Raw genomic sequence first — 25,501 nt, 5'->3', positions numbered from 1 at the left:
AACGGTATCCAATCACGCCGGTCGGGAAGATGTTGACGGCCGATCCGGTTGTGCCTGGCATGAGCGCACCTGACAAGACAACAGTCGACTTCTATTTCGACCCCGCGTGCCCGTTCGCGTGGATCTCGTCCAGATGGATCCTCGAGGTGGAGAAGCATCGCGACATCGAACTGCGGTTCCGGGTGATGAGCCTCGCAGTTCTCAACGAAGGCCGGGACCTCCCGCCGGAGTACCGCGAGCTGCTCGACAAGGCCTGGGGGCCGGTCCGTGTGGCGATCGCCGCCGCGCAGGCCAAGGGCGAGGAAGTGCTGCGCGACCTGTACACCGCGTTGGGTACGAAGATCCACAACGAGGGTCGTAAGGACTACGACCAGGTCATTCTCGACGCGCTCGCCGAGGTCGGCCTGCCTGCCGAGCTCGCGGCGGCCGCGAACAGCACCGAGTACGACGAGGCGCTGCGCAAGAGCCACCACGAAGGCATGGACCCGGTTGGCATGGACGTGGGCACGCCCACCATCCACATCAACGGTGTGGCCTTCTTCGGCCCGGTGCTCACCAGCATCCCGCGTGGCCAGGACGCGCTCGACATCTTCGACGGCTCGCGCCTGCTGGCCGGGTACAAGGACTTCTTCGAGCTCAAGCGCACCCGCACAGGTGAGCTCAACTTCACCTGAGCCTGATCGGTCCAGTCGCTCTATCGTCGAGGGGTGGAGGTGCTCCCAGAGTGGCGTCGGACGCTCCCGACGCCACTCTGGGAGCCAATAGTCGAGCGTTGAGGGAGTACCAATGGCGGCCCCTGTCACTTCTCGTACCGGCCATGTGATCGACGGCCAGCAGATCGAGGGCGGGGGCGAGACCATTGACGTCGTCAACCCGGCCACGGACACGGTGATAGCCGCTGTCCCGGCCGGTACGGCGGCCGATGTCGAGGTGGCCGTGCGCGCGGCGAACAAGGCGTTCGTCTCGTGGTCGCAGACGTCAGTGGACGAGCGCGTCGCCGTGATCCGGCGGATCTCCGCCGAACTGGCGGCCCGGCGCGACGAGATGGCCGCGACGATCACCGCCGAGATGGGCTCGCCGATCTCGTTCTCGCTCAACGTTCAGGCGTCGCTGCCGGTCGCCGTCGCCAACGGCGTCGCCGACCTGCTGGAAGGCGAGTTCTCGTTCAGCGAGGAGATCGGCAACTCGCTCGTGCTGCGGGAGCCGATCGGTGTCGTCGGCTGCATCACGCCGTGGAACTACCCGCTGCACCAGATCGTGGCGAAGGTAGTGCCCGCGCTGGCCGCCGGTAACACCGTTGTGCTCAAGCCGAGCGAGATCAGCCCGTTGACGGCCGGGTTGTTCATGGCCGTGATCGAGGCAGCGGGTGTGCCCGCGGGTGTGGTGAACCTGGTACACGGCACGGGCCCGGTTGTCGGCGAGGCGTTGTCGGCGCATCCGGGCGTCGACATGGTCTCGTTCACGGGTTCGACGCGTGCGGGCAAGCTCGTGACCGCGTCCGCCGCGAACACCGTCAAGCGCGTCGCGTTGGAACTGGGCGGTAAGTCCGCCAACGTCATACTCGACGACGCCGACTTCACCGCAGCGGTGAAGAAGGGCGTCGCGAACACATACATCAACGGCGGCCAGACGTGCACCGCGTGGACACGCATGATCGTGCCCGCCGACAAGCACGACGAGATTGTCGAGATGGCAGCCGCAGCCGCTGCCAAGTACACGGTCGGCGACCCGACCGATGAGGCGACACGGATCGGTCCTATGTCCTCGTCGGCGCAACGCAACCGCGTCCTCGGCTACATCAACAAGGGCATCGACGAGGGCGCCACAGTCGCGTATGGCGGCGCCGACACCGCGGGGCTGCCCACGCCGGGCGCCTACGTGCAGCCGACAGTTTTCGCGAACGTCCGGCCGGAGATGACCATCGCCCAGGAGGAGATCTTCGGGCCGGTGCTGTCGATCTTGCCGTACCAGAACGAGGACGAGGCCGTGGAGATCGCCAACGCGACCATCTACGGCCTGTCCGGCTCGGTGTTCTCCGGCGACCCGGACCGCGGATTGGCTGTGGCCAAGCGGATGCGCACCGGTCAGGTCAGCATCAACGGCGGCTCGTTCAACCCGCTCGCGCCGTTCGGCGGCTACAAGCAGTCCGGCAACGGCCGTGAACTGGGCAAGTTCGGCATCGAGGAGTTCACCGAGGTGAAGTCCATCCAGCGATGAGGATCTCCCGTTGCGCGGCAACGAAATCCTTGTCCACCGGGGAGCCGTGACCGGGGACGACGACACGTGGATCCAGGGCCAGCAGCGCCTGCAGCGCGGCCGGCCACTGGGTCACGTCGCCGTCCCCGAACGACTCCGCGATGAACCCGGGCTCTTCGACAAGGTCCCCGGCGAATACCACCCGTGCATCCGGCACGTGCACAACCGTGTCGCTGAACGAGTGTGCCGGCCCGAAGTGTTGCAGCACAACGGTTCTCCTGCCGACTGAGAGCTCTTTTGTCTTGTCGAAGGTGTTCGTGGGCGCGACCAGTGCGGTGTCGCGGATGGCCTCGGCGATCTCCGGCTTGCCGTCCTCGCGGTATTTGGCCACCCACTTGGCTTGCTCATCGGCGTCGAAGCGGAACGCTTGGTGCGCCCATACATCGCACGGCATGAACGCGCTTGTGCCGTAGTAATGGTCGAAATGCGCGTGCGTGTAGACGACTTGCCACGGGTTGGACGTGATCTCCCGGATTGCCTTGGCGAGCGCGGAACCTTGGACATGGTCGCCCGCCGTATCGACCACCAGGCAGCTGTCTTCGCCCACGATGAGGCCGGTCGTGAGATCCAGTTCCTCGTGCCGGATGGCGTAGACGCCTGCGGCGACCTCGATCACCTTCACTGGAACACGCCGTCGGTCAGCAGCGGTGCGGCCTTGCTCACGTTCACCTGGCCCGCGATCGCGATGTCCTCCGACAGGCCTTTCGACCCCAGCTCGAGCCCCGACCCGCAACCGCCAAGCAGTTCGGCCAGATAGGGCTCAGCGGTGCGATACGAGGTGGCAGCCAGCGCGGCCTCGGGCGACGCCGGGCTGTACCCCTCAGCCAGCAGCGCCGAGATGATCGCGCCCGCGCCCAGGTAGTCCTCGATGGCGGGACGCAACCGGCCGGGCGTGCCCCGCTCGTTCAGGTTGACGCCCCATTGCTCACCTGCCGCGATGACGCCGATCGGCCCACGGTCGGCCACATCGATGGCCTTGTCCGCGACCGCGTTGGCGTTGCGCAGGCACCCGGCCATCACTCGGGTGACCTTGGCGGCCTGCCGAGCCAGTTCACCGCCGTTCGGCGAGCTCATCGCGATGTCCGTGCCTGCTTGGACGGACTTCAGCGCACTTGGACGTCGCGGTCCGTACTGCTCACCGGTCCACGGGTCCAGCTTGACGCGCGCACCCTGGCCGACGATCAGGTCGACCGAGGTGGAGAAGCTCAACACGTCGACAATGATCACCGCTGTGCAGTGCGGGGAGAGGGCGTCCAGGCCGTCCTTGCCCCACTCGAGCCGTACGCCGAAGCTGTCCTGAGTGAACATGCCTCCAGCCTGCCAGCCCCGTCCATGGCACACTTCGGCGCGTGCGTGTGTATCTGGGAAGTGACCATGCTGGTTACGAGCTGAAGAACGACCTCGCCGAGCACCTCAAGGGCGCCGGCCACGAAGTCATCGACGTGGGGCCGCACGTCTACGACGCGCTGGACGACTACCCGCCGTTCTGCATCGAGGCCGCGTCGCTCGTGGTCGCCAACGAGGGCAGCCGCGGTGTGGTCATCGGCGGCTCCGGCAACGGCGAGCAGATCTCCGCCAACAAGGTGCCTGGCTGCCGCGCCGCGCTCGCCTACAACGTCGAGACGGCCCAGCTGGCTCGTAAGCACAACAACGCCCAGGTCGTCGCCATCGGTGCGCGCATGCACACCTCCAAGGAGGCGGCCGAGATCGTGGACGCGTTCCTGGTGACGGAGTTCGAGGGCGGCCGGCACCAGCGGCGGATCGACCTGGTCTCCGAGTACGAGAAGACCGGGACACCGCCGCCACTGCCGGAGTAGACTGAACGGCAAATGCCTGAAGGTCACACGCTGCACCGGCATGCCCGGATGCACCACCGTCGTTACGCCGGTCACCCGGTCGCGGTCTCCAGCCCGCAAGGGCGGTTCGCCGCCCAAGCGTCCCTTTTGGACGGCCGGAAGCTGGCGCGTGCCGAAGCCCATGGAAAGCATCTCTTCCATGTCTACGGCCCGGACGCGATCGTGCACATCCACCTGGGCCTGGCCGGGATCTTCGACGAGCGCAAGCTGCCCCTGCTGGCCCCGGTCGGCCAGGTCCGGATGCGGGTGGCCGGTCGTACACATTGGACGGACCTGAGAGGTCCGAACGCCTGTGAGCTCTGGACCTCGGACGACGTGGCCAGGCTGCAGGCCCGCCTCGGTCCAGACCCGCTGCGCAAGGACGCCGACCCCGAAAAGGCCTGGACACGCATCTCCAAGTCCCGCGTGTCCCTGGCGGCTCTGCTGATGGACCAGGCAGTGTTGGCCGGGGTCGGCAACGTCTACCGGGCCGAGATCCTGTTCCGGCACGGCGTCGCGCCGATGACCACGGGCCGTGAGCTGGACCAGATCGTCTTCAAGGAGATGTGGGACGACCTGGTCGAGCTGATGAACTACGGCGTGAAAGCCGGTCAGATAGATACGGTCCGCCCGGAACACATGCCCGAGGTCATGGGCCGGGAACCCCGCAAGGACGCCCACGGCGGCGAGGTCTACGTCTACCGGCGCCACGGCCTGCCCTGCTACATCTGCGGAACAGAAGTGGCGAAGGCAGAACTGGCCGGCCGCAACCTCTTCTGGTGCCCAACCTGCCAACCGGAGTAACAAACTTGGGCTGATCAGCCTCGTTCGCCCGGTGTCGAACCGGGGTACCTGCTTTCCATGATCCGAGTGATCCTGGTCGCTCTCTTCCTGTTATCGGGCTGCGCGGGCTTCCCCGGAGGCTCAGGCCCAACCACAAGCCGCGCAGTGCCCGCGGTCGACCACGTCCCCACAGGAACCCCGGACGCGGCGACAGCCCGCACGAAGCTGGCGGCCCTCGTGGTCGCCGCCCCCGTCAAAGCCGACGGCTACGTCCGCGACTGCGACAAGGGCGCAGCCTGCGTCTTCGGCCAGCCATGGGCAGACGTCGACGGCGACGGCTGCGACCAACGCAGCCAAGTCCTGGCCCGGGACCTAACCGACGTGGTCAGAAAGAAAGGCCGCTGTGCGATCCAATCCGGCCGGCTCCAGGACCCCTACACCGGCGAAACGATCACCAACGTCTCCAAAATCCAGATAGACCACGTAGTCCCCCTCGCGGAGATGTGGCGATCCGGAGCCTCGACCTGGACCCTCGAACGCCGAACCCAGGCAGCCAACGACCTACGAAACCTGGTAGCCGTCAAAGGAACAGTAAACCAATCCAAAAGCGACAAAACCCCAGACGAATGGATGCCCCCCAACGCGGCCTACACATGCCCATACGCCCGCATCTACACAGGAATCAAAGCCGACTACGCCCTCACAGTAACCCCCGCCGAACAAGCAGCCCTGCAAAAAGCCCTCACCACTTGCGGATGACCACCAACCCAACGCCAACCCACCCGTGCGCAATCTGCCCAGCTGTGAGGGGGCCATCCCGGCTGTGACCAAACCCCCGGCCGCGAACAACCCGCCCCCAGCCCTGACCAGCCCCAATCAGTGCGAACGGCCCACTCACAAATCCAGTTGTCCACACCCCGCCGAAAACCCCCTTCCACCCCACTGACCTCGATAAACTGGACCAGGGACGCCCCCCCCGGAGGTGGGCGGGGCTGTCTTGTCCGGGAAGGAAGGGCGCCAGGAAGTCGGGGTGGCAGAGGTCGGGGCTTCTGGGGTGTTCGAACGCAAAACGGGTGGCCCGGAAACCGGACCACCCGCTGATGGGTGACGGGTCAGAAGTCGCCGAAGTCGCCGCCGCCGAAGTCGCCCCAGCCGCCGCCGTCTCCGCCCATGTCTCCGCCGAAGTCGCCGCCGGTGTCACCGCCTGCGTCGCCACCAGCATCGGCGTCGGCCATGGCGTCGGCTTGGCCGGCGTCGTAGCCGGATTCCCAGGCGGCTGCGTCCGGAATTCCGGCCATGCCGGAGAACATGGCGTCGAACAACAGGAATGTGCCGACGCCCCAGGCGCCTGCGACGAGTGCGGGCTTCCACCATGGTTCGCTGTACCAGCCCTGGGGGACTGGCCGGCCTGCGACGCGGCCGCCGGGATAGTAGTGCGGTGTGTTCGCGCCGGGGCGCGGGGATGCTTCGTAGTCGTGGCCCTCGACGCTGACGCGGCGGTCGTCGGTTACGCGGCCGGCTTCGCGCTGGTCGCGGTCCTCGGGCAGGTCGGGCCCGGGGTCCATGCCCATCGCCGAGCGGGCCGCACGGATGTAGTACAGCCCTTCGAGCGCCGTTTTGGTCACGAGTCTTGCCTGTTCGGCGGTCTGTACCTGATCCATCTGCGAGCCGGCCGCGGTGTAGCGCTCGGCCGCGTCGGCCAGTGCCTGCTTGGAGGCCTCGTCGGTGCCGGTCAGGCTCATGACCTGACCGCCAAGCCGCTCGACCCAGCGGCGAGCGTCCGCCTTGGCGTTCTCCAGCTCGTTGCGCCGGGCTGTGGCCCGCCTGTTGGCGGCGGCGAAGAACAGCCCGCCGAGCACGACAATCAGTACAACCACCACGACGAACGTGGTCACGACGCCTCCACTTGAGCGTTCGAAAGTCCTCGAATCGGACAACGTCGAACGCTACCTCCACAGTTCCCGGCGTGCGTCAGAACACTTCCGGGCAATAAGGCGCGTGATCGCCCGTAAACGCCCGCGAAGCGGGTATAAGCGCGCCTGGCGTCAGCTCGCGTACGCGCCCGGCGCCGGCGAGTTCGGTCAGCCGCGTGCCGCCGAGGAAAACCGCGCCGAGGTCGGTCGCGTCGAGTACGAGATCGGCGTCGCGGGTTGTGCGCTCGACCGTCGCAGTGCCGGACGAGTCCACGGTCAGACACCAACGTCCCTGATTCCACGGGCAGAACACGTCGGTCACTTCGAGCACGGTGTCCAGCGGCGCGGAGTACTTGCGTTGTACGAGCGCACGGTCGACGTCGACGAGCCGGATCCACAGCGCGTCGCTCTGTCGGCGCACGGCTTGGCGCGGGTCGTTGAGCATCATCGTGAGCGGAGCGTCGTGCGGTATCGGCACAACGATCTCAGCGACGTGGTCGTAGTCGAGCAGGTATCGGTACAGCGCGGCGGCACCGACAGGGCTCGTGGCTGCGAGCTCTTCGACGCTCAGTTCGGCTTCCGGCCCGCGGTCGCCCCACTTTCGCCTGGTCCGGTAAATCACGTACCCGTCCGGGTGAACCGCGAAGCGGAGCGCGGACGCGCCTTCCCGCCGGTCCGGGGTGTCCCACAGATGCAGGGTCCATGACTTCTCGCTACGGCTGAGCCAGCCGGTCCGCAGCGGCGCGAGCTGGTCATACATCGCCGTGATGATCGGCATCGCCTCGTCACGCGTCAGCTCGCGGACACGGTCTTTGCCGACAGCGACGCCAGACCGGAACGCCGTGCCCTTCGGGACGACAGCGCGGTAGTACTGCGAAGCGAGTCCATAACCGAACCGGCCGTAGATCCCGCCTTCTGACGCCCACAGCGCCGCGAACGGTTCACCACCTTGCTCGTGCAGGCCGTGCAACTGCGCGTGCATCATCCGCGTCATCGCGCCGCGCCTTCGGTGACCAGCCTTGACCGCGACGGACGTGACTCCGGCGAAGGGCACCTGTCCGGCGCCCGGCACCGTCATGTTCCTTGTCAGAATGGCCGCCGTACCGATGAGCTCGTCACCGTCGAAGACGCCGTGCATCCGTGCCGGGTCGAACTCGTTGCGGAACCAGTCGTGGTCGTGGTCGGCGATCTCGTTGAGGAACGCCGACATGAACAGGGTCAGGACGTCGGTGAACTCGTCCTCGGTCACATTGCGTACGGTCAGCTCTGACACGCGCTCTTCCTAACCGATGTCGCGGCGCGTTGCCACTGAGTTTCCTCTGGACGTATGGTGTGCCCACTTCTTCTGGCCCTGGGCGATTTGCTGGGAGGGGATCCATTGCGCGTGGACACCCTGACGCTGGTGCGCGAGGCGCACGCGGAAGACGCTGCGGCGATCGGCGAGGTGCACGCCGAGGCGTGGCGCGTGGCCTACCGCGACCTGTTCGAGTCGGCGTTCCTGTCCGGGCAACTGGGAACCCGTCGTGCGCAATGGACCGAAATGATGTCCGATTCGCAATTCCCGGGAACCGTACTGGTCGCTGAACGTGGTCACCGGATCGTGGCATTCGTGCATTTCGGCCCGGCTGAGGAAGGTGACCGGTACGGCGAGATCTTCTCCTGTTACGCCAGGCCGACCGCGTGGGGCACGGGCGTGTCGGCGACGTTGTTGCAACACGGGCTGGAGACGCTCGCGGACGCCCGGCACCGTGATGTCCGGGCGTGGACCCTGTCCGGTGCCAACCGGGCACGGCATTTCTACCGCAAGGTTGGTTTCCGTGAGTCCGGCAGGCGACGGGAATGGGACTACGGGGACGGCAGGCCGGTAGGAGAGCGTGAGTACGTCCGAAGCATCAGGCACCTGCACCGGTGGTCGTAAGGGTTTCGTTGCGGTGAGATCGCGGCGGCTGGGGTAGAATTAGTTCTCCGGTACTGGGGATTCTCTCGGGGGAGAGAGAAAGGGCCTGAAGTCCTTGGTGAGAGTCAGGACGTTCACCGATCGCCTGACGGTGTTCGACGGCGCGGATCAGATCGTCGAACTGGTGCGTGAGCTGGTGACCCGGCCGCGCTTCGGAGAGGCGCCGGATCGTAAACGGGACAAGGAGAAATGGCGTCGCGGCAGTCGTAAAGGCATCCCGATGGTGTGCCTTGTCCGCGATACACGTGAGCGGGAACTGCTGGCCGAGCTGGGAAAGCGCCTCGCACAGGCCCGGCCCCGGCCGATTCCGCACGCCCGGCATGTCTATGTCAACCGGACCGCGAGCTGGCCGGAGTCCGGCGAACGCGACCTGAAACCCGCGCACTCCAGCGATATCGAGCCGATCTGTGAGGTGCTGGCCGAACTGGCCACGGATTTGGCCAGCCGGGACAAGCACCTGCGATTCCCGCGATTCCGGCTCGTGCGGTGGCTGACGCAGCAGTCCTTGCAGGAGGCGGTGACCGACTCCGACATCGAGCTGCTCAGGCGCCTGCGCACGCGGGATCTGGCGCGGCGCCGTCGTTTCGAGACGCAGCAGGACGCGGAGGCCGATCTCAAGGACGCGGTACCGTCGTGGGCCCGCGCATTGTTGCTTTTTGTGCCGCCGCTCTGGTTTCGTGCGAGGATTTCCGGCCTGGGCGCGGAATACCGCTGGTTGTTGCGGCAGCCTTATCTGGCCCCGAGGGACCCTGGCACATTCGTCGGTTTCGCCGAGCGGCTGACTGCCGACAAACGCGACAAGGAAGATCCGGAACAGCTGCTTCGACTGCTGGTCAACGCTTTTCTGGCCGATTTGCGGCGGGAGTACCGGCGCCGGCTGTGGCGGCCCCGGGCCGCCCGGCGGACGGTGTATCCGGTCGTTCTGCTCGATGGAGTGACCCGGGCCAATGGCGGTTACCGTCTGTTGAACCTGATCAATGAGGTACGCAATGACACCGGCGCCTTCGACCCGGTGTTGTTCATCAGCGGCAGCGAGAAAGTCCCGCCATTCGCGATAAAATCAGAAGCCGGCACGACCGTGCCGGTCGCGCACAATGCCCTGGCGGCATACCGGAAATGGTCCGAAAGGTTCAATACCGCCAGTCGCGCACGTAATCCGACCGCCTGGTATTTGCCGATCAAAGTGCCGCCGGGGCCGACCGAGGAAAGCGACCGGTACGACGAGGCCCGGGAACAGCTGCTCGACACCCCGGCACTGGGAGTCGCGCCCCCGCCGCTGTGGTCGCGGCGATGGATCCTGGCTGTGGTCGCGTTCGCTCTCATCGGCGGCGTCGCGACGCTGGAGGAGGAGCAGCGGATCGGGCACTGCGGCAAGTTCTTCCTGGCCGCCGAGGCGTCCACCCTGGTCAGGGCCGGCACTGGGGAATGTATCGGTGTCACCGAGAAGGGATTTGCGTTTCAGCCTTCCGATACCGCGATGAGTGACGTTCAGGCGAAGGTCGGAGAACTCAACCAGCGGGCCGCGCAAGCCCATCGGGACAATCCGAATCGCCCGTACGTGTCACTGGTGTTCATCGCCGCGCTGACGTCGCCGAATCAGTCGCCGGTCCTGGCCTCGGAACGCGAAAGCCTGGCCGGGATCGCGGTGGTGCAGGACCGGCAATTGGCCAAGACCGGCAACAACGAACCATTGTTGCGAATTCTCATCGCCAACGCGGGTTCGGAGATGCGGTACGGCTCGCAGCTCGCGGGCCTGCTGCGGGACATGGTCGGCGCGGATCCCTCGATCGTCGGCGCGGTCGGCTTCGACCAGAGCCGCCAGCCGGCACTGGAGACGATCCTGGAGCTGTCCAAGATCGGCCTGCCGATGGTCGCGTCCACCCTGTCGGCCGACCAGATTCCCGGGAAAAGCCCGTTGTACTACCAGGTTTCGCCGCAGAACAAGCGTGAGGCGGCGGTCGCTGCGAAGTACGCCGAGTCCGTCCTCAACGGACCCCGCCGAGTACTGATCGTTTCCCCCGACGACCCCGGCGACACGTACAGCAACAACCTGCGTGAAGACGCGATCGCGACCTTCCGGGGCGTGGGATTCGAAGTCGAATCCGACGGTTATTACACATTGACGCCGGGTACGGCGAACACGCAACTGCCAGGTTCCCGTCAGCTCGGCCAGAAACGCGTCTGCGGATATCCGGGTGTGGTGTTCTTCACCGGCCGGATCGAGGACTTCGAACCGATGCTGGACGGCATAGACGGAACGTGCAAAGGGAGCGCGCCGAAGATCATCGGCGGCGACGACGTCTCCCGGTATGTGGCCGACCGCACGCTGCGCGGCCGTTATCCCTCGGTTCCGTTCGACTACCTGACCTTCGCGATAGGCGAAGGCGGCTGCGACGAGAAAAACGACCTCTACCACCGAATGCGCCGGCTTTTCCCGCAGGAATGCCAGAGCGACCGAGACATCGCACTGGACGAGTACGCCCCATTGGCCTACGACGCCACGCTCGCGTATGTCAAAGCCGTGGAACGAATCCGCGAGGAACCCGGCAACATCCCGCTGGACAGATCCTCGGTATGGCACCACCTGGCCAGAATCAGCGGCTCTGCCGTGATCGAAGGCGAAAGCGGCACCATCGATTTCGGCGGCCGCGCGGACCAGCAGGTGCCGTTGGACAAATTCATCGCCGTGATGCGTGTCGAAGGCCCAGGACCACCTCTGAAGCAGGGTTCCTGCGGCCGGCACCGGTCCCACCTGCCTAGCCCATGGTGCCCGCCAGCCGGCTGACCGGGAACGGCGTCTGCTTGGACTCCCGCATCAGCTGGATGTGGAACTCGTACAGCACGCTTGCGGCTTCGGCGTTCCGGTCGATGATCCCAGCGATCTCCGCCGGGACGTCGCCGGGCCGTTGCCCGGTCAGCCACGCACGAAGAAAGTCCTCGTGCTTTCCTTCAGCACCAATGCGATTCTGCAGGTGCCGCAAGAGATTGCTCATCGCGTGACACTGGTCGTAGCCGCGGTGGTCTGCCAGGAACCCGGATTCGGCCGGCGAAAGATCGAAGGCTGTACTCGACGCCAGCCCGAAGTCCGCGAAGAACAGCTGCTTCCCGTCGGTGAGGATGTTGTTGAAATGAGTGTCGAAGTGCACGAGCCCGCGTGCGCTCATGAACTCGGTGCCCTGCTTGAGTTGCTGCTCAACCCACCCCACGTTCGGGTGATCGCGGAGCCATCTGCCGAGTGTGCAGGGCACATACTCAAGGCAGATGACGAGGCTCGAAGTCGACCGGCCGATGGCTTCCAACCGGCGCCGCACCGCGGGTGAGCCTTCCCAATGGGCGACCGTGCCGTCGATTCCCCCGAAGTCGTCGGCGAATCCCACAGGCGGGGTGTCAGGCAGGACTCGCCAGTGGTACATCACCGGGAAGCCTCGATACTCGCCTGAACGCACCCATTTCGTGGTCATGAGGTGGGTCGCCAGTTCGCGCCACGCGCCGAACCCGGTCGAGCCCAGGCCGTACTGGTAGAACGTGGGCAGGTCGAAGAGATTCGCTGTCGAATGCGGATTGCTGAGCTCGATGTCGGTGATGGGTACTCGTTTGACGAAGACCCGCGTTCCGGCGATGTCGAGTTCGCCCTTCTTGCCCCCGATCCCGGTGCGCCGCACAGTCTCGGCGTCCACGAGGTCGCCCAATCGGCTGTCGCTCAGCTGCGAAAGGTAGGCCGAGACGCTCAACGGCTCAGCCCCGCGCGGACGTAGTCCGGGATCGGTTTCTTCTGGTGTGTGGCCGCGTCCACGAAAACATGCCGGATCTCACCCTCAGTGATGATCTCACCGTCGACCCTGAACACCGGCCGCACGATCATGCTCGTCGTACCGAGGCGGTGGATGTCCATCTCGATGTCGATCAGCTCGTCGAACCGGGCGGCCCTGAGGTAACGCAGTCGTGACTCGGCCACCATGACATCGTCGCCCTTGTCGGTCATTTCCTGGTACGAACACACCCGTGCGCGCCACAACTCAGTGATCGCGTCGTCGTAGTAGAACAGGTAATGCGCGTTGAACACGACGCCCTGTTGGTCGCACTCGCTGTATCTGACCCTGATCCGGTGGACGAACATGGCACATTGTCCCCCATGGCCGATCCGATTTCGCAGCTGCGCGCACTCTGCCTCGCCCTGCCCGAGACAACCGAACGCGTCAGCCACGGCGAACCGACCTGGTTCGTCCGCGACAAGAAGACCTTTGTTTCGTCCGCTGCCTACCATCACGACGACCGCCTCGCTTTCTGGTGCGCGGCCCCGCCCGGCGCCCAGGAGGCGTTCATCGCGGCCGATCCCGGCAAGTTCTTCCGGCCGCCCTATGTGGGGCACCGCGGCTGGCTGGGCGTGTACCTGGACGTGGAAGAGGTGGACTGGTCGGAAATCGAGGAGATCGTGATCGACGCCTACCGCATGGTCGCGCCCAAACGCCTGATCCAACTGCTGGAAGCGCAATGAGCATTCCGGACGGCTGATCGTCGAGCTGTCCCGGGCGATGGGCGCTCAGATGATCGCGTAAGCCCGTACTGGGAAGGTGGACATGCCTTCCACTTTCGGGGGAGCGGCGTGGAATCGGAAACCGTGCGGCGGCAGTTTGCCGAGCCCGGTCATGTGCTCCACCACAGGGATTCCCGCGCTCAGCAATGCGGTGTGTGCAGGCCTGGTCCCATCGGTTGTGTCGTCCACATTCATCGAGTCGATCCCGATCAGAGTGGCGCCCTGCTCGACAAGCCATTCCGCCGCGTCCTTGGTCAGGAACGGATGCTGTCCACTGATGTAGCCGTCAGTGCCCCAACGCTGGTCCCAATCCGTGTTGATGAGCACCGCCTTGCCCTGGACTTCGTATGCCAGCAACAACTTCCGGTCGATGCGGCGTTCGCCGGCCCGCACCACGACGCCGGCCAGATCCACCAGCTTGTCGAGGCCGACCTGGGAAGAGTCGTGCCCGTCCCGGAACCGGTGCCCCGGGCTGTCCACATAGGTCCCGGTATTGCCGACCGTGGAGATCTTCCCGATCTGGAACTCCGTGCCGGGCGCGTACTTCGATTCCTCGAACGACAGCCAGGTCCCGATCTCCGGGCCCGGCAGACCGGTATGCGTCGTCATCCCGTGCTTGATGACGTGACTCAGCTCGACAATCCGGCGCTGCCTTGGTCCACTCTCGACACCACGGGAGCCCTTATGGGGCTCCTCGATGAACGTCTTGTTGGCGATTCGCACCGAGCCGGCCATCAACAACCCGAGGTGCCGGACGAACAGCTCGCCGAGTTCTACGTCACCGATGTCGTCGCCCGGGATGTCCAGCCGGAACTCCTGCGCCTGCAGCGCACCCCCATTGCTGAAAGTCACCTCGGCATCGAACTGAACCCGCCACTCACTCATGGTTCATCCCTATCCTGACCCGATGACGGAGACAACAACCCGCGTCCGGTGTGTCCGAACAGGCGCCCCAGATGGCATTGCCGGGACTGCGGCGCAGTCCGTCCGTCTACCGGAACCGGCCGCCCGCGGCCTGATCTTCGCCGACTGAACAGGACAGGCACCGATGAGTACCGAGGCGATTTTCAGTTGCCGTCCGAACCTGCTGGTCGCCGACCTGCAGGCCAGCCTCCGGTTCTACGCGGAATCACTCGGCTTCCGCGTGGGCTGGCGATGGTCCGACCGGCAGAACCGTTTCCTGGCAGAGGAAGAACACCTCGACCCCGGCGAACCAGGCACAGCCCTGGTGGGACGCGACCGAGCCCAGATCATCCTCACCCAGGTCGCTGGTCCCCACTCGACCAGGCTCCACTTCGACGTCCACACGTCCATACAGGTGGACGCCCTCTTTGAGGAGTGGCGCGCCAACGGAGCGGCCATCGCCGAACCCCCGAAGCTCCGCCCATGGGGAATGTACGAAATGCGGCTGCACGACCCCGACGGGCACATGCTGCGCGTAAGCGCCCCACCGTGACCTTTTGGCGCGCGTCATCCGTACGCCCCCGCAGGAACTCTGTCGACCTGAACGGCCCACGGTCGCCCAGGCGTGGTGGGATGGCGGCCTTGTTCCGGGAACACCTTGGGGAGCGGGAATGCCAACCGAGCACTGGCCGCTGCGGCAGGATCCGGATTCGCCGGTCATCTTCGCCCGATCGTTGTTCGAGGACAGCACCAGGCTGGCCTTCGCGATGCTGGACGACGAAGACTGCTGGCTGATCAGCGACGGCTGTGAGTTCTCCGACGACATGGCTGCCGGTAACGCCATGTTCGCCTCGGTCTGCCTGCGGGACGCGCTCGGCATGGTCCCGGAGATCCAGGCACTCGCCGGCCTGCCGGCGGGAATGGCCGCGGACTGGGACCGTGAACAGCGAACCTGGCTGCTCAGCTCGCCGTCGGAGTCGGACGACGAGGAAGAGAACCAGGACATCGAAGCGGCTCGCCTCGCGGCCTGGAAACACCCCGGCTCTCCACTCGACGAAGTGGAAGTCAGCATCGAACTGGCCGAGATCTCCACCGACCCGTCGGCGCCCCGCTCCGCTGTGCGCCAAGCCGGCCGCGACGAGGGCGGAACCTGGCTGTTCGTCAGCTTCGACACACCCGAGACAGAAGAGTTCGAGACCACCGCACTGGACATGGACCACTTCATCGCCCTCTACCCAGATGTCGCACCGACTCTCACAGCAGCTCCGGGAGAAGTCTGGGATCGCGTGTCCGCCGACAGCGACTGGGAACGCATCGACGACGGCGCCTAGCCAGGAACGACAAAACCCCAGGCCTGCAGTAGAAGTACTGTGACCTGGGGTTTCGCTGGGAGAGCGGGTGACGGGAATCGAACCCGCATGACCAGCTTGGAAGGCTGGGGCTCTGCCATTGAGCTACACCCGCGTACTGCCCCGAGGGGGCGGTGCGGAATAAGAGTAGCGGGTACCGATAAGCTCATGTCCACCGGGATGTAGCGCAGCTTGGTAGCGCATCCGCTTTGGGAGCGGAGGGTCGCAGGTTCAAATCCTGTCATCCCGACTCGACTTGGGCATGCCCTGCCTGCGGAGAGCGCAGGCGGGGCGTCTCGAATCACTTTGGGGGCCGAGCCCCCAGACCCCCACGGTGCGAGCTTCCCGCCATCCAGCGCTGGGCGCGGCTCGCTTGACCAGCTTCAAAGAGCAATGTGTGGTGTCGGTCACTGGTAGGTGGTCTGGTTGGGGGTGGCTTCATCTTGGGGGTACTGACCCCGGCCCGTGGTCTGTGGGGCTGCCTCGCCTAGACTTCCCTGGTAACCCTGGTCTCTTGTTGGCCGGGTGTTCCCACATGCCATTTCGCACGAGGAGTCCTACGTTGAAGAGCACCGTCGAGCACCTGAGCCCCACGCGGGTCCGGATCAACGTCGAGGTGCCGTTCGACGAGCTCAAGCCGAACTTCGACCGCGCTTACCGCAAGCTGGCCTCGCAGGTGCGCATTCCTGGTTTCCGTCCGGGCAAGGCGCCCGCCCGGGTTCTGGAGAACCGGCTCGGTCGCGGTGTAGTGCTGGACGAGGTCGTCAACGAAGCCATCCCGGCCAAGTACATGGAGGCCGTCAACGCCGGTGAGGTCCGCACGCTGGGCCGCCCCGACATCGAGGTCACCAAGATCGAGGACGGTGACCACCTCGCTTTCACCGTCGAGGTCGATGTCCGCCCCGAGATCACTGTCCCCGCCTTCGGCGAACTGTCGGTGTCGGTCGACGACGTCGAGATCGCCGATGAGGAGGTCGACCGCCAGCTTGACGAGCTGCGCGCCCGGTTCGGCACCCTCGTGGGGGCCGGCCGTCCCGCTGAGGACGGCGACTTCGTCTCCATCGACCTGTCGGCCACCGTCGACGGCGAGGAGGTGGCTGAGGCCGCCACCACCGGGCTGTCCTACCAGGTCGGCTCCGGTGAGCTGATCGAGGGCATCGACGAGGCCATCATCGGGTCCGAAGCCGGCGAGTCGAAGACGTTCGTGTCCAAGCTGGTCGCCGGCGATTTCGCCGGCCGGGACGCCGACATCACCGTCACTGTCCAGTCGGTCAAGGTCCGGGAACTGCCCGAGCCCGACGACGACTTCGCCCAGATGGCCAGCGAGTTCGACACCATCGACGAGCTGCGCGACAGCCTGCGTGAGCGGGTCGGCATGGCCAAGAAGATGCAGCAGGGCGTCCAGGCCCGGGACAAGATCCTCGAGGCCCTCCTGGAGACCACCGAGGTCCCGCTGCCGTCGACCGTTGTCGACGCCGAGATCGAGATGCGTGCCCACGACGCGGTGCACGCGTTCGACCACGACGACGCCAAGTTCAACGAGTTTCTCGAGTCGCAGGGCCAGACCCGCGAGCAGTTCGACGCCGACGTGCGGACCGAGTCCGAGAAGGCCGTCAAGACTCAGCTTGTGCTCGACTCGATCGCCGACGCCGAGTCGGTCACGGTCTCCGACCAGGAGCTGACCGAGCGGATCATCTACCAGGCGCAGCGGTTCGGCGTCAGCCCTGACGAGTACGTCAAGCGGGCCCAGGAGTCCGGCCAGCTCGGTGCGATCTTCGCCGACGTGCGCCGCGGCAAGGCGCTGGCCTCGATTGTGCGCCAGGCCACTGTCACCGACGCCAGCGGCAACGCCATCGACTTCGACGCGCTGTTCGGGCCGGTCGCCCCGGCTGAGCAAGACGCACCGGAGGTCGTGGAGGGCGAGACGGCCGAGGTCAAGTAGTGACGCTCTGAGCGAACGTGGGCGGTGTCGGGCAGTCGGCGCCGCCCGCCTTCGTTAATGTCGTTTGCGAGAGAGTTTCTTTTCAAGAAGGCAGGCAGACGTGACGCAGCACCCCTTGCCCCAGATGCGGTCGGGGACCGCTGGGCTGACCTTGAACGACTCGGTGTACGAGCGGCTGCTCCGCGAGCGGATCGTCTTCCTCGGCTCCGAGGTGGACGACGAGATCGCCAACCGGATCACGGCGCAGCTGCTGCTGCTCGAGGCCGAGGACCCGAAGCGGGACATCGTCTTCTACATCAACTCGCCCGGTGGCTCGGTGACCGCCGGCATGGCGATCTACGACACGATGCAGCTCATCGAGCCGGACGTGCAGACCTGGGCGATGGGCCTGGCCGCCTCCATGGGCCAGTTCCTGCTGTCCTCCGGCACGCCTGGCAAGCGCTACGCGCTGCCCCACGCGCGCATCATGATGCACCAGCCGTCGGCCGGTGTCGGTGGTACGGCCTCCGACATCGCCATCCGGGCTGAGGTCTTCGGCAAGTGGAAGCGCGAGATGGCGCAGATCACCGCCGACCAGACCGGCCAGTCCGTCGAGAAGATCACTGCGGACGCCGACCGGGACCGCTGGTTCACGGCCGAGGAAGCCCGCGACTACGGCTTCGTCGACCAGGTTGCCACCCGCGGTTCGTCCGCGCGCAACTGACCGGCGACTTGAGAGAAAACCAGGAGTAGCAGTGAGTGACTTCCAGCTCCCACAGTCCCGGTATGTGTTGCCCTCCTTCGTGGAGCGCACCAGCTACGGGGTCAAGGAGTCCAACCCGTACAACAAGCTCTTCGAAGAGCGGATCATCTTCCTCGGCGTGCAGATCGACGACGCCTCGGCCAACGACGTGATGGCCCAGCTGCTGTACCTGGAGTCGGTGGACCCGGACCGGGACATCGAGATGTACATCAACTCGCCGGGTGGGTCGTTCACCTCGCTGATGGCCATCTACGACACGATGCAGTACGTGCGCCCGGACGTGCGCACCACCTGCCTCGGTCAGGCCGCCTCGGCCGCGGCCGTGCTGCTCGCCGCCGGTACGCCCGGCAAGCGGATGGCCCTGCCCAACGCACGGATCCTGATCCACCAGCCGTCGCTGGAAGGCGTCTACGGCCAGGTCTCCGACCTGGAGATCCAGGCCAACGAGATCCAGCGGCTGCGCCGCCAGATGGAGATCACGCTGGCGCACCACACCCGCAAGCAGCCCGATGACATCAAGGCCGACATCGAGCGCGACAAGATCCTGACCGCCGAGGACGCCAAGGCGTACGGGATCATCGACGAAGTTCTGCCGTACCGCAAACTTTCTGCGGTCAGTTGATACTCGGTGAATGAAGGGGATCCTGATTCGTCCATGCCGGATATCGCGACTTGTCCGACACGCGCGGGCCTTATGGCCTACGGTCGGTTGACGAGGGTTGTCAGCGGTATTCGGCAACGGACGGGTCAGGTTCTCCCGCTTTGCGGTACTTGGCACGTACAGTCGAGGGGTGTGCGGGCCCGGCCCGCCGCCCGGACACCCCGACTGGTGTTGAAGTCGAAACACCCGAACGGGCGAAACGCTCGAGACACAGCCAGGCGTACCCCCAGTACGCCGGAGGGGACAGAGGTCAGCGGTCATGGCACGTATCGGTGACGGCGGAGACCTGCTCAAGTGCTCCTTCTGCGGGAAGAGCCAGAAGCAGGTGAAGAAGCTAATCGCCGGTCCCGGCGTGTACATCTGCGACGAGTGCATCGACCTGTGCAACGAGATCATCGAAGAGGAGCTGGCCGAGGCCGGCGACGTCAAGCTCGACGAGCTGCCGAAGCCCGCCGAGATCCACGACTTCCTCGACCAGTACGTGATCGGGCAGGACGACGCGAAACGCAGCCTCGCCGTAGCGGTGTACAACCACTACAAGCGCATTCAGTCAGGTGACCGGGTCCGCGAGGGACGGGACTCCCGTGAGGAGACCGTCGAGCTGGCCAAGTCCAACATCCTGATGCTCGGCCCGACCGGTTGCGGCAAGACATACCTGGCGCAGACCCTGGCCAAGCTGCTCAACGTCCCGTTCGCCATCGCGGACGCCACGGCGTTGACCGAGGCGGGATATGTCGGCGAGGACGTCGAGAACATCCTGCTCAAGCTGATCCAGGCTGCCGACTACGACGTCAAGCGCGCCGAGACCGGCATCATCTACATCGACGAGGTGGACAAGATCGCTCGCAAGAGCGAGAACCCCTCGATCACCCGTGACGTTTCCGGTGAAGGTGTGCAGCAGGCGCTGCTGAAGATCCTGGAGGGCACTACCGCTTCGGTGCCGCCGCAGGGTGGCCGCAAGCACCCGCACCAGGAGTTCATCCAGATCGACACGACGAATGTGCTGTTCATCGTGGCCGGCGCGTTCGCCGGGCTGGAGAAGATCGTGCAGGACCGGGTCGGCCGCCGTGGCCTCGGCTTCGGTGCCGAGATCCGCACCGCCGCCGAGATCGACAAGAGCGACATCTTCGGTGACACCATGCCGGAGGACCTGATCAAGTTCGGTCTGATCCCGGAGTTCATCGGCCGGCTGCCGATCGTGGCGAGCGTGCGTAACCTGGACAAGAAGTCCCTGGTGACGATCCTGACCACGCCGCGCAACGCGCTGGTCAAGCAGTACCAGAAGCTGTTCGAGATGGACGGCGTGGAGCTGGAGTTCACCGACACCGCCCTGGAAGCCGTCGCCGACCAGGCGATTCTCCGTGGCACCGGTGCCCGTGGGCTGCGCGCGATCATGGAAGAGGTCCTGCAGCCGGTGATGTACGACATCCCCAGCCGCACCGACGTCGCCAAGGTCGTGATCACCGAGCAGACCGTGCGGGAGAACGTGAACCCGACGATCGTCGCCCGGCAGCCGACCCGCCGCGAGCGCCGCGAGAAGTCGGCCTGACGCAGTAGCCGAACCGCGGCCAACCGCGGTCGGACACACACTTGGACGCCCTTCGCTCCTGATATGGAGCGGAGGGCGTCAGGTGTTATGCGGCGCGTGCTTACCGAGAAACGCCAATACATCCGGCGCGATCCGGCGGTAGAACGAGTCGCCGTGAGTGCCCGGACCGGTGTACGCGACTTCCGGTTTGGCGAGTTTGATGAATTTCCGGGCGCCTTCGATGAAGTGGTCCTCGGTGCCGCACCAGATCCCGACCGGGACCTGGCCGAGTTTGTCCACGTTGCGCAGCGGGTCCAACGACGCCCATTCGGCGGTGTCCTTGAAGGCCTTTCGGGTGCTCATCTCACGCCAGGACGTGAGCAGTCCGGGGGAGATGGCCGCGATCGCCTGGGCTGGGTGGCCGCGTTCATTGCGGCGCCGCCCGTACAGCAGGGCCCCGAATCCGCCCATCGAGATGCCGGCGCAGGCGAACGGGACGCCGTTGGCGTCGCCCAGTCCGCGCTCCTTCATCCACCGCGGGACCTCGTCGAGCAGCATCGCCATGGAGTTGTCGCCGCGCTGGTTCTCGTGCCAGTAGTTGTCCCCGCCGTCCAGTGCGACGAACGCGAACGGCGGGAGCTGCTTGGCGCTGACGCTCTCGACAAGCGTGCGGGCCAGGCCGGTCGGCGCGCTTCGCCTGGCGTTGCCATGCAGGCCGTGCAACAACAGGCAGACGGGCAACTGCCTGATGCGGGCGCTGCTCGGCAGGATCGTGACCATGTCGACCTGGCGTTTGCGGCGCTCGGAGTAGACGCGCTCGTATCTGATGATCGTCCCGTCAGGACCGGGGGGCGGCGGTGGGGACGTGCCCAGGACGTTGCCGACCATGTCGGCCATCGGGAGGACACCGGTCGCGCTGGTGAGCACGAGGCCGGCTGTGGCCAGGCCGGCGGTGCCGGCCACGAGAACCGAGCGACGGCTCATCCGCCGCGGCTCTGTCTCCTCGCGCTCTGTTGCCACCCCATGATCCTTCCCCGACGGCGACACATGCTCTTTACCATTCAGACGCATCTGAGCGATCATGCGTTGCTTGCTGTAGCACCCATCGGGTGAAAGACGCCGGATGTTTCGCGGTAGGTAGTTACGTGGCGTACTCGACCAGTCGCTCGATTCCGGTGTAGACGTTCATCTCCTCGCCGCGCAGGAACCCGATGAGGGTCATCCCGCTCTCATCCGCCAGCTCCACGGCCAGAGACGACGGCGCGGAGACCGCAGCGAGCATCGGCACACCGGCCATGGCCGCCTTCTGGACCAGCTCGAAGGAGGCTCGTCCTGAGACCAACAACACTGTCCCGGTCAGCGGGACACGGCCTTCGAGCAAGGCCCAGCCCATGACCTTGTCGACCGCGTTGTGCCGGCCGATGTCCTCCCGGACGACGAGCATCGTGCCGTCCGCTTGGAACAGTCCGGCCGCGTGCAGGCCGCCGGTCGACTCGAATACGCGCTGCGCCTCCCGTAGCGCATCCGGCAGGGTCGTCAGGACGGTCGGAGAGACGCGGACTGGGTCGGCGGCAGGGGAGTAGCGGGTTCGCAGCCGTACGGCATCCAGAGCGGCCTTTCCGCACACGCCACACGACGATGTGGTGTAAAAGTTTCTCTCCACCCCGGTGTCGGGCGGTGGCACGCCCTCGGCGAGCGCGAGATCGAGGACGTTGTAGGTGTTGCGGCCGGTGTCGTCGACGCTGTCGCAGTAACGCGCCGTGGAAATGTCCTCTTTGTCACCGATGACGCCTTCGGTGAGCAGAAACCCATGTGCCAGTTCGACATCGTGGCCGGGCGTCCGCATGGTCACGGCCAGCGCCTTGCCGTTGACGCGAATCTCCAGCGGCTCCTCCGCCGCGAGCGCGTCCGGCCGGCGTCGTTGCCCGCTTGGCGAAAACTTGACTACCGGTCGGCGCACCGTTACCCGTCCCATGGCGACTCCTTCTTGCTGCCGTAGGTTCAGACCATTAGTTTGCCTACTCAACAACCCAGCGTACGGAGGTCAACAACGATGGCCCTCGGTTTCCTGGACCGCTCCCGTATCGTCGCGCCGGCAGGCTGGAGCCGCTGGCTGATCCCGCCTGCCGCCTTGTCGGTGCACCTGGCGATCGGGCAGGCCTATGCCTGGAGCGTGTTCAAGCCGCCGCTGGAGAAGTATCTCTCATTAAGCGGCACGCAGAGCGCTTTGCCCTTCCAGTTGGGCATTGTCATGCTCGGGTTGTCGGCGGCGCTGTTCGGTACGAGGGTCGAGCGCAACGGCCCGCGGTGGGCGATGTTCGTGTCGCTCTGCTGCTTCTGCGGTGGCTTCCTGATCGCCGCACTGGGCGTCTCGATGCAGCAGTACTGGCTCGTGGTGCTCGGGTACGGCGGTCTCGGCGGTATCGGACTCGGGATTGGCTACATCTCGCCGGTGTCGACTCTGATCAAGTGGTTCCCGGACCGGCCGGGGATGGCCACCGGCATCGCCATCATGGGTTTCGGTGGCGGCGCACTGATCGCGACGCCATGGTCCACCGCGATGCTCGACGCGTTCGGCGTCACCTACAACGCGACGGGCCAGGTGACCGCAGTCGGCGACGGTGCGATCGCGTTGGCATTCCTGGTGCACGGTCTGGCGTACGCGGTCTTCATGTCGCTGGGCGTGCTGATGATCCGTGTACCGGCCGACGACTGGAAACCCGCCGGGTATGACGCGGCGAACGACAAGGCGCACGCCTTGATCACCACGGCGAACGTCTCGGCGAAGAACGCCATCAGGACACCGCAGTTCTGGTGTCTGTGGATCGTGTTGTGCTTCAACGTGACCGCGGGTATCGGCATTCTGGAGAAGGCCGCTCCGATGATCGGCGACTTCTTCCGGCAGACGCCGATGCCGGTCACCGCGACCGCGGCGGCCGGGTTCGTGGCGTTGCTCTCGCTGTCCAACATGATCGGCCGGTTCGTCTGGTCGTCCACATCGGACATCATCGGCCGCAAGAACATCTACCGGCTCTACTTGGGACTCGGTGCGCTGCTGTACCTGACGATCGCGCTGTTCACCAACGAGTCGAAGACCCTGTTCGTGATCTGCGCGATGCTGATCCTGTCGTTCTACGGCGCCGGTTTCGCCACGATCCCGGCGTACCTGAAGGACCTGTTCGGCACCTACCAGGTCGGCGCGATCCATGGCCGGCTGCTGACCGCGTGGTCGGTCGCGGGTGTGCTGGGCCCACTGATCATCAACTGGATCGCCGACGCGCAGAAGGCCGCGGGCAAGAGCGGTCCGGCGCTGTACACGACCTCGCTGTTCATCGTGATCGGGCTGCTGGTGATCGGCTTCATCGCCAATGAGCTGGTCCGTCCGGTCAACGCGAGGTTCCACGAGCAGACCGAGCAGAAGGTGGCCTCGTCATGAACCGCAAACCGCTGCTGATTCTCATGTGGGCCTGGGTGGGCATCCCGTTCGCCTACGGCGTCTACGAGTTGTTCCTCAAGGTGACTCAGCTGTTCAAGGGCTGAGCGCCACGACGAGGGCCCTCGCCGATGTGTCCCCGGCGAGGGTCGGCTCACTCTGAATAATGTTGACATTCGGACATTGAGCGGTCAGGGTGGAGTCATGAAACCCGGATTCCACCTGGCCATACCCGTTGACGACCTCGCCAAGGCCCGCGCGTTCTACGGAGACGTGCTCAAGCTTGAAGAGGGCCGCTCCGCCGATGCCTGGGTCGACTGGAACTTCTACGGCCACCAGGTCGTCACCCACGTCGTTCCCGGCGCGCATGGTGACTCCGGTCGCAACCCGGTCGACGGTCACGACGTGCCCGTGCCGCACTTCGGTCTGATCCTGCCGATTCCGGAGTTCCACGTCCTGGCCGACCGGCTGCGGGCAGCCGGGACAGAGTTCGTGATCGAGCCCTACCTGCGGTTCGAAGGTGAGCCGGGCGAGCAGTGGACGATGTTCTTCCGGGATCCGGCCGGAAATGCCCTGGAGTTCAAGGCTTTCAAGGACGAGTCGCAGGTGTTCGCCAAGTGAGCCGTGGTGTTCTGGTCACCGGTGGCTCACGCGGGATCGGTGCGGCCATCGCCTCGGCCTTCCGTGAGCTCGGTGACAATGTGGTCGCGTTGTCCTCCTCGGATGCTGATCTCGCTGATCCGGCCGCGATCGCCTCAGCTGTCTCCTCGGCGATCGAAACCCTTGGCGCCATCGATGTCCTGGTGAACAACGCCGGGCTGGTCGAGCTGGGCTCGCTGCCGGAGAAGTCCTATGAGGACTGGCAGTCGCTCTGGCGCCGGACCTTCGAAGTCAACGTCTTCGGCGCCGCCAACATGTCCTACTGCGTTGCGCAGCACATGATGCAGCGAGGCTCCGGCCGGGTTGTCAACGTCGGCTCGCGAGGGGCGTTCCGTGGCGAGCCCGGCATGCCCGCGTACGGCGCGAGCAAGGCGGCGTTGCACTCGCTCGGCCAGTCCCTGGCTGTTTCCCTAGCGCCGTACGGAATCTCGGTGGCATCAGTGGCGCCAGGCTTTGTCGAGACCGACCGGGTCTCCGACATGGTGACCGACGAAGTCCTGGCCCAGAGCCCGTTCGGGCGGGTCGCCAAGCCAGAGGAGGTCGCGGCGGCTGTGGTCTACCTCGCCTCGCCGGCCGCGCAATGGGCCTCCGGGGCCGTACTGGATCTCAACGGCGCCTCCTATCTGCGGACCTGAGGGACTGTGCCAATACAGCGATACTGATCCACATGACGAGAGAGCCGCGCCTGGAGATCGAGTACTGCACGCAATGCCGATGGCTGCTCCGTGCCGGGTGGACCGCCCAGGAACTGCTGACCACATTCACCACCGAACTCGGTGAGGTCGCACTGATCCCGGGTACCGGCGGCGTGTTCGACATCCGGCTCGACGGTGAAACCATCTGGTCGCGCAAGCAGCAGGACGGCTTCCCGGACCTGTCGGCTCTCAAGCAGTTGGTCCGCGATCGCATCGCACCTGACCGCGACCTCGGTCACGTCGACCGCCGCCAGCGTCCCAGCTGAGCCGAACCTGCGGCAGGATCGCACAATCGCATGCGATGGTGCTG

The 25,501-nt window shown here is 65.6% G+C and carries 29 protein-coding genes and 2 tRNA genes; 21 read left to right on the top strand and 10 right to left on the bottom strand.

Features of this window, described 5'->3' with window-relative positions; genetic code table 11:
* Nucleotides 1–59: 59 nt before the first annotated feature.
* Together JOF56_RS00995 and JOF56_RS00990 are read left to right on the top strand one after the other, a co-directional pair.
* On the top strand, nucleotides 60–674 hold the full coding sequence (locus tag JOF56_RS00995; RefSeq protein ID WP_209633443.1) for a mycothiol-dependent nitroreductase Rv2466c family protein: 615 nt from the start codon (nucleotides 60–62) through the stop codon (nucleotides 672–674).
* 112 nt (nucleotides 675–786) lie between these two features.
* Nucleotides 787–2,217, top strand: a complete 1,431-nt coding sequence (locus JOF56_RS00990) for an aldehyde dehydrogenase family protein (protein ID WP_209633441.1) — start codon at nucleotides 787–789, stop codon at nucleotides 2,215–2,217.
* Here the strand turns inward: JOF56_RS00990 and JOF56_RS00985 are convergent.
* Together JOF56_RS00985 and JOF56_RS00980 are read right to left on the bottom strand one after the other, a co-directional pair.
* The gene (locus tag JOF56_RS00985; protein ID WP_209633439.1) at nucleotides 2,189–2,878 is read right to left on the bottom strand and encodes an MBL fold metallo-hydrolase; all 690 of its coding nucleotides are present in this window, start codon (nucleotides 2,876–2,878) and stop codon (nucleotides 2,189–2,191) included. The two genes, JOF56_RS00990 and JOF56_RS00985, sit on opposite strands and share 29 nt — an antisense overlap.
* The gene (locus JOF56_RS00980) at nucleotides 2,875–3,564 is read right to left on the bottom strand and encodes a 2-phosphosulfolactate phosphatase (RefSeq protein ID WP_209633437.1); all 690 of its coding nucleotides are present in this window, start codon (nucleotides 3,562–3,564) and stop codon (nucleotides 2,875–2,877) included. The genes JOF56_RS00985 and JOF56_RS00980 overlap by 4 nt, the downstream gene beginning before the upstream one ends.
* A 41-nt stretch (nucleotides 3,565–3,605) precedes the next feature.
* On the opposite strand from JOF56_RS00980, the gene JOF56_RS00975 reads away from it, so the two are divergent.
* The 3 genes from JOF56_RS00975 to JOF56_RS00965 are packed head-to-tail and all read left to right on the top strand — an operon-like array spanning nucleotide 3,606 to nucleotide 5,633.
* Nucleotides 3,606–4,073 carry a ribose-5-phosphate isomerase gene (locus tag JOF56_RS00975; protein WP_209633435.1) on the top strand — a complete coding sequence of 156 codons (468 nt, stop codon included), beginning with the start codon at nucleotides 3,606–3,608 and terminating at the stop codon, nucleotides 4,071–4,073.
* 12 nt (nucleotides 4,074–4,085) lie between these two features.
* Nucleotides 4,086–4,895, top strand: coding sequence for an Fpg/Nei family DNA glycosylase (locus JOF56_RS00970; protein ID WP_209633433.1), 810 nt, complete (start codon nucleotides 4,086–4,088; stop codon nucleotides 4,893–4,895).
* A 57-nt stretch (nucleotides 4,896–4,952) separates the two neighbouring features.
* Complete coding sequence (locus tag JOF56_RS00965) at nucleotides 4,953–5,633, top strand: HNH endonuclease family protein (protein ID WP_209633431.1); 681 nt, start codon at nucleotides 4,953–4,955, stop codon at nucleotides 5,631–5,633.
* A 353-nt stretch (nucleotides 5,634–5,986) separates the two neighbouring features.
* On the opposite strand, the gene JOF56_RS00960 is transcribed toward JOF56_RS00965, so the two are convergent.
* Entirely contained in the window at nucleotides 5,987–6,769 is a 783-nt protein-coding gene (locus JOF56_RS00960) for a hypothetical protein (RefSeq protein WP_209633429.1), read from the bottom strand.
* 76 nt (nucleotides 6,770–6,845) lie between these two features.
* Nucleotides 6,846–8,060 carry a GNAT family N-acetyltransferase gene (locus tag JOF56_RS00955; protein WP_209633427.1) on the bottom strand — a complete coding sequence of 405 codons (1,215 nt, stop codon included), beginning with the start codon at nucleotides 8,058–8,060 and terminating at the stop codon, nucleotides 6,846–6,848.
* 111 nt (nucleotides 8,061–8,171) lie between these two features.
* On the opposite strand from JOF56_RS00955, the gene JOF56_RS00950 reads away from it, so the two are divergent.
* Complete coding sequence (locus JOF56_RS00950) at nucleotides 8,172–8,705, top strand: GNAT family N-acetyltransferase (RefSeq protein WP_209633424.1); 534 nt, start codon at nucleotides 8,172–8,174, stop codon at nucleotides 8,703–8,705.
* A gap of 97 nt (nucleotides 8,706–8,802) precedes the next feature.
* Complete coding sequence (locus JOF56_RS00945) at nucleotides 8,803–11,529, top strand: ABC transporter substrate-binding protein (protein ID WP_209633422.1); 2,727 nt, start codon at nucleotides 8,803–8,805, stop codon at nucleotides 11,527–11,529.
* On the opposite strand, the gene JOF56_RS00940 is transcribed toward JOF56_RS00945, so the two are convergent.
* Together JOF56_RS00940 and JOF56_RS00935 are read right to left on the bottom strand one after the other, a co-directional pair.
* Entirely contained in the window at nucleotides 11,501–12,475 is a 975-nt protein-coding gene (locus JOF56_RS00940) for a protein kinase family protein (protein ID WP_209633420.1), read from the bottom strand. The genes JOF56_RS00945 and JOF56_RS00940 overlap by 29 nt on opposite strands.
* Nucleotides 12,472–12,861 (bottom strand): acyl-CoA thioesterase, encoded by a 390-nt coding sequence (locus tag JOF56_RS00935; RefSeq protein WP_209633419.1) that lies wholly within the window; start codon nucleotides 12,859–12,861, stop codon nucleotides 12,472–12,474. Before JOF56_RS00935 ends, JOF56_RS00940 begins: the two co-directional genes overlap by 4 nt.
* Before the next feature lie 15 nt (nucleotides 12,862–12,876).
* Here JOF56_RS00935 and JOF56_RS00930 point away from each other — a divergent pair, with 15 nt between their 5' ends.
* Nucleotides 12,877–13,239: an MmcQ/YjbR family DNA-binding protein gene (locus tag JOF56_RS00930; RefSeq protein ID WP_209633416.1), complete on the top strand. Its 363-nt coding sequence runs from the start codon at nucleotides 12,877–12,879 to the stop codon at nucleotides 13,237–13,239.
* 45 nt (nucleotides 13,240–13,284) lie between these two features.
* Here JOF56_RS00930 and JOF56_RS00925 read toward each other — a convergent pair whose 3' ends face one another.
* Nucleotides 13,285–14,163, bottom strand: a complete 879-nt coding sequence (locus JOF56_RS00925) for a cyclase family protein (RefSeq protein WP_209633414.1) — start codon at nucleotides 14,161–14,163, stop codon at nucleotides 13,285–13,287.
* A 22-nt stretch (nucleotides 14,164–14,185) separates the two neighbouring features.
* On the opposite strand from JOF56_RS00925, the gene JOF56_RS59360 reads away from it, so the two are divergent.
* The 3 genes from JOF56_RS59360 (at nucleotide 14,186) to JOF56_RS00915 (ending at nucleotide 15,512) form a co-directional block, all read left to right on the top strand.
* Nucleotides 14,186–14,311: a hypothetical protein gene (locus JOF56_RS59360; protein WP_281065412.1), complete on the top strand. Its 126-nt coding sequence runs from the start codon at nucleotides 14,186–14,188 to the stop codon at nucleotides 14,309–14,311.
* 15 nt (nucleotides 14,312–14,326) lie between these two features.
* The gene (locus tag JOF56_RS00920) at nucleotides 14,327–14,734 is read left to right on the top strand and encodes a VOC family protein (RefSeq protein WP_209633412.1); all 408 of its coding nucleotides are present in this window, start codon (nucleotides 14,327–14,329) and stop codon (nucleotides 14,732–14,734) included.
* A 118-nt stretch (nucleotides 14,735–14,852) separates the two neighbouring features.
* On the top strand, nucleotides 14,853–15,512 hold the full coding sequence (locus JOF56_RS00915; protein ID WP_209633410.1) for a hypothetical protein: 660 nt from the start codon (nucleotides 14,853–14,855) through the stop codon (nucleotides 15,510–15,512).
* 62 nt (nucleotides 15,513–15,574) lie between these two features.
* Here the strand turns inward: JOF56_RS00915 and JOF56_RS00910 are convergent.
* Nucleotides 15,575–15,645 (bottom strand) — tRNA-Gly (locus JOF56_RS00910).
* Between the two features lie 61 nt (nucleotides 15,646–15,706).
* Between JOF56_RS00910 and JOF56_RS00905 the strand changes: the two genes are divergently transcribed.
* The 5 genes from JOF56_RS00905 (at nucleotide 15,707) to clpX (ending at nucleotide 20,424) form a co-directional block, all read left to right on the top strand.
* A tRNA-Pro gene (locus JOF56_RS00905) sits at nucleotides 15,707–15,780 on the top strand.
* A 312-nt stretch (nucleotides 15,781–16,092) separates the two neighbouring features.
* Complete coding sequence (gene tig, locus JOF56_RS00900; RefSeq protein ID WP_209633408.1) at nucleotides 16,093–17,472, top strand: trigger factor; 1,380 nt, start codon at nucleotides 16,093–16,095, stop codon at nucleotides 17,470–17,472.
* Nucleotides 17,473–17,572: 100 nt separating this feature from the next.
* Entirely contained in the window at nucleotides 17,573–18,175 is a 603-nt protein-coding gene (locus tag JOF56_RS00895; protein WP_209633406.1) for an ATP-dependent Clp protease proteolytic subunit, read from the top strand.
* A 31-nt stretch (nucleotides 18,176–18,206) separates the two neighbouring features.
* Nucleotides 18,207–18,836: an ATP-dependent Clp protease proteolytic subunit gene (locus JOF56_RS00890; RefSeq protein ID WP_209633404.1), complete on the top strand. Its 630-nt coding sequence runs from the start codon at nucleotides 18,207–18,209 to the stop codon at nucleotides 18,834–18,836.
* 298 nt (nucleotides 18,837–19,134) lie between these two features.
* Nucleotides 19,135–20,424 carry an ATP-dependent Clp protease ATP-binding subunit ClpX gene (gene clpX, locus JOF56_RS00885; protein ID WP_209633402.1) on the top strand — a complete coding sequence of 430 codons (1,290 nt, stop codon included), beginning with the start codon at nucleotides 19,135–19,137 and terminating at the stop codon, nucleotides 20,422–20,424.
* A 78-nt stretch (nucleotides 20,425–20,502) separates the two neighbouring features.
* Here the strand turns inward: clpX and JOF56_RS00880 are convergent, their stop codons facing one another.
* The gene (locus tag JOF56_RS00880) at nucleotides 20,503–21,387 is read right to left on the bottom strand and encodes an alpha/beta hydrolase (protein ID WP_245378880.1); all 885 of its coding nucleotides are present in this window, start codon (nucleotides 21,385–21,387) and stop codon (nucleotides 20,503–20,505) included.
* Between the two features lie 157 nt (nucleotides 21,388–21,544).
* Nucleotides 21,545–22,378 (bottom strand): formate dehydrogenase accessory sulfurtransferase FdhD, encoded by an 834-nt coding sequence (gene fdhD / locus JOF56_RS00875; RefSeq protein ID WP_209633398.1) that lies wholly within the window; start codon nucleotides 22,376–22,378, stop codon nucleotides 21,545–21,547.
* A 78-nt stretch (nucleotides 22,379–22,456) separates the two neighbouring features.
* Here fdhD and JOF56_RS00870 point away from each other — a divergent pair, with 78 nt between their 5' ends.
* The 5 genes from JOF56_RS00870 (at nucleotide 22,457) to JOF56_RS00855 (ending at nucleotide 25,457) form a co-directional block, all read left to right on the top strand.
* The gene (locus JOF56_RS00870; protein WP_209633397.1) at nucleotides 22,457–23,839 is read left to right on the top strand and encodes an OFA family MFS transporter; all 1,383 of its coding nucleotides are present in this window, start codon (nucleotides 22,457–22,459) and stop codon (nucleotides 23,837–23,839) included.
* Entirely contained in the window at nucleotides 23,836–23,943 is a 108-nt protein-coding gene (locus JOF56_RS61095; RefSeq protein ID WP_443667615.1) for an MFS transporter small subunit, read from the top strand. The genes JOF56_RS00870 and JOF56_RS61095 overlap by 4 nt, the downstream gene beginning before the upstream one ends.
* Before the next feature lie 97 nt (nucleotides 23,944–24,040).
* Nucleotides 24,041–24,457, top strand: coding sequence for a VOC family protein (locus tag JOF56_RS00865; RefSeq protein WP_209633395.1), 417 nt, complete (start codon nucleotides 24,041–24,043; stop codon nucleotides 24,455–24,457).
* Nucleotides 24,454–25,131 carry an SDR family NAD(P)-dependent oxidoreductase gene (locus JOF56_RS00860; protein WP_209633393.1) on the top strand — a complete coding sequence of 226 codons (678 nt, stop codon included), beginning with the start codon at nucleotides 24,454–24,456 and terminating at the stop codon, nucleotides 25,129–25,131. Before JOF56_RS00865 ends, JOF56_RS00860 begins: the two co-directional genes overlap by 4 nt.
* A gap of 32 nt (nucleotides 25,132–25,163) precedes the next feature.
* Complete coding sequence (locus JOF56_RS00855) at nucleotides 25,164–25,457, top strand: Rdx family protein (RefSeq protein ID WP_209633391.1); 294 nt, start codon at nucleotides 25,164–25,166, stop codon at nucleotides 25,455–25,457.
* Nucleotides 25,458–25,501 lie beyond the last annotated feature (44 nt).

The sequence above is a fragment of the Kibdelosporangium banguiense genome (assembly GCF_017876405.1).
GTDB classification, from domain to species: Bacteria; Actinomycetota; Actinomycetes; order Mycobacteriales; family Pseudonocardiaceae; genus Kibdelosporangium; species Kibdelosporangium banguiense.
Note: the sequence above shows the minus strand (reverse complement) of the source record. Positions and strands in the feature narration are given on the sequence as shown.

What these genes read in the sequence shown, in the direction of transcription:
- JOF56_RS00925 (WP_209633414.1), bottom strand. Translation starts at nt 14,163, where the DNA reads ATGAGTGAGTGGCGGGTTCAGTTCGATGCCGAGGTGACTTTCAGCAAT.
- JOF56_RS00855 (WP_209633391.1), top strand. Translation starts at nt 25,164, where the DNA reads ATGACGAGAGAGCCGCGCCTGGAGATCGAGTACTGCACGCAATGCCGA.
- JOF56_RS00880 (WP_245378880.1), bottom strand. Translation starts at nt 21,387, where the DNA reads ATGAGCCGTCGCTCGGTTCTCGTGGCCGGCACCGCCGGCCTGGCCACA.
- JOF56_RS00865 (WP_209633395.1), top strand. Translation starts at nt 24,041, where the DNA reads ATGAAACCCGGATTCCACCTGGCCATACCCGTTGACGACCTCGCCAAG.
- JOF56_RS00870 (WP_209633397.1), top strand. Translation starts at nt 22,457, where the DNA reads ATGGCCCTCGGTTTCCTGGACCGCTCCCGTATCGTCGCGCCGGCAGGC.
- fdhD (WP_209633398.1), bottom strand. Translation starts at nt 22,378, where the DNA reads ATGGGACGGGTAACGGTGCGCCGACCGGTAGTCAAGTTTTCGCCAAGC.
- JOF56_RS00995 (WP_209633443.1), top strand. Translation starts at nt 60, where the DNA reads ATGAGCGCACCTGACAAGACAACAGTCGACTTCTATTTCGACCCCGCG.
- JOF56_RS61095 (WP_443667615.1), top strand. Translation starts at nt 23,836, where the DNA reads ATGAACCGCAAACCGCTGCTGATTCTCATGTGGGCCTGGGTGGGCATC.
- clpX (WP_209633402.1), top strand. Translation starts at nt 19,135, where the DNA reads ATGGCACGTATCGGTGACGGCGGAGACCTGCTCAAGTGCTCCTTCTGC.
- JOF56_RS00915 (WP_209633410.1), top strand. Translation starts at nt 14,853, where the DNA reads ATGCCAACCGAGCACTGGCCGCTGCGGCAGGATCCGGATTCGCCGGTC.
- JOF56_RS00920 (WP_209633412.1), top strand. Translation starts at nt 14,327, where the DNA reads ATGAGTACCGAGGCGATTTTCAGTTGCCGTCCGAACCTGCTGGTCGCC.
- JOF56_RS00990 (WP_209633441.1), top strand. Translation starts at nt 787, where the DNA reads ATGGCGGCCCCTGTCACTTCTCGTACCGGCCATGTGATCGACGGCCAG.
- JOF56_RS00965 (WP_209633431.1), top strand. Translation starts at nt 4,953, where the DNA reads ATGATCCGAGTGATCCTGGTCGCTCTCTTCCTGTTATCGGGCTGCGCG.
- JOF56_RS59360 (WP_281065412.1), top strand. Translation starts at nt 14,186, where the DNA reads ATGACGGAGACAACAACCCGCGTCCGGTGTGTCCGAACAGGCGCCCCA.
- JOF56_RS00970 (WP_209633433.1), top strand. Translation starts at nt 4,086, where the DNA reads ATGCCTGAAGGTCACACGCTGCACCGGCATGCCCGGATGCACCACCGT.
- JOF56_RS00980 (WP_209633437.1), bottom strand. Translation starts at nt 3,564, where the DNA reads ATGTTCACTCAGGACAGCTTCGGCGTACGGCTCGAGTGGGGCAAGGAC.
- JOF56_RS00935 (WP_209633419.1), bottom strand. Translation starts at nt 12,861, where the DNA reads ATGTTCGTCCACCGGATCAGGGTCAGATACAGCGAGTGCGACCAACAG.
- JOF56_RS00930 (WP_209633416.1), top strand. Translation starts at nt 12,877, where the DNA reads ATGGCCGATCCGATTTCGCAGCTGCGCGCACTCTGCCTCGCCCTGCCC.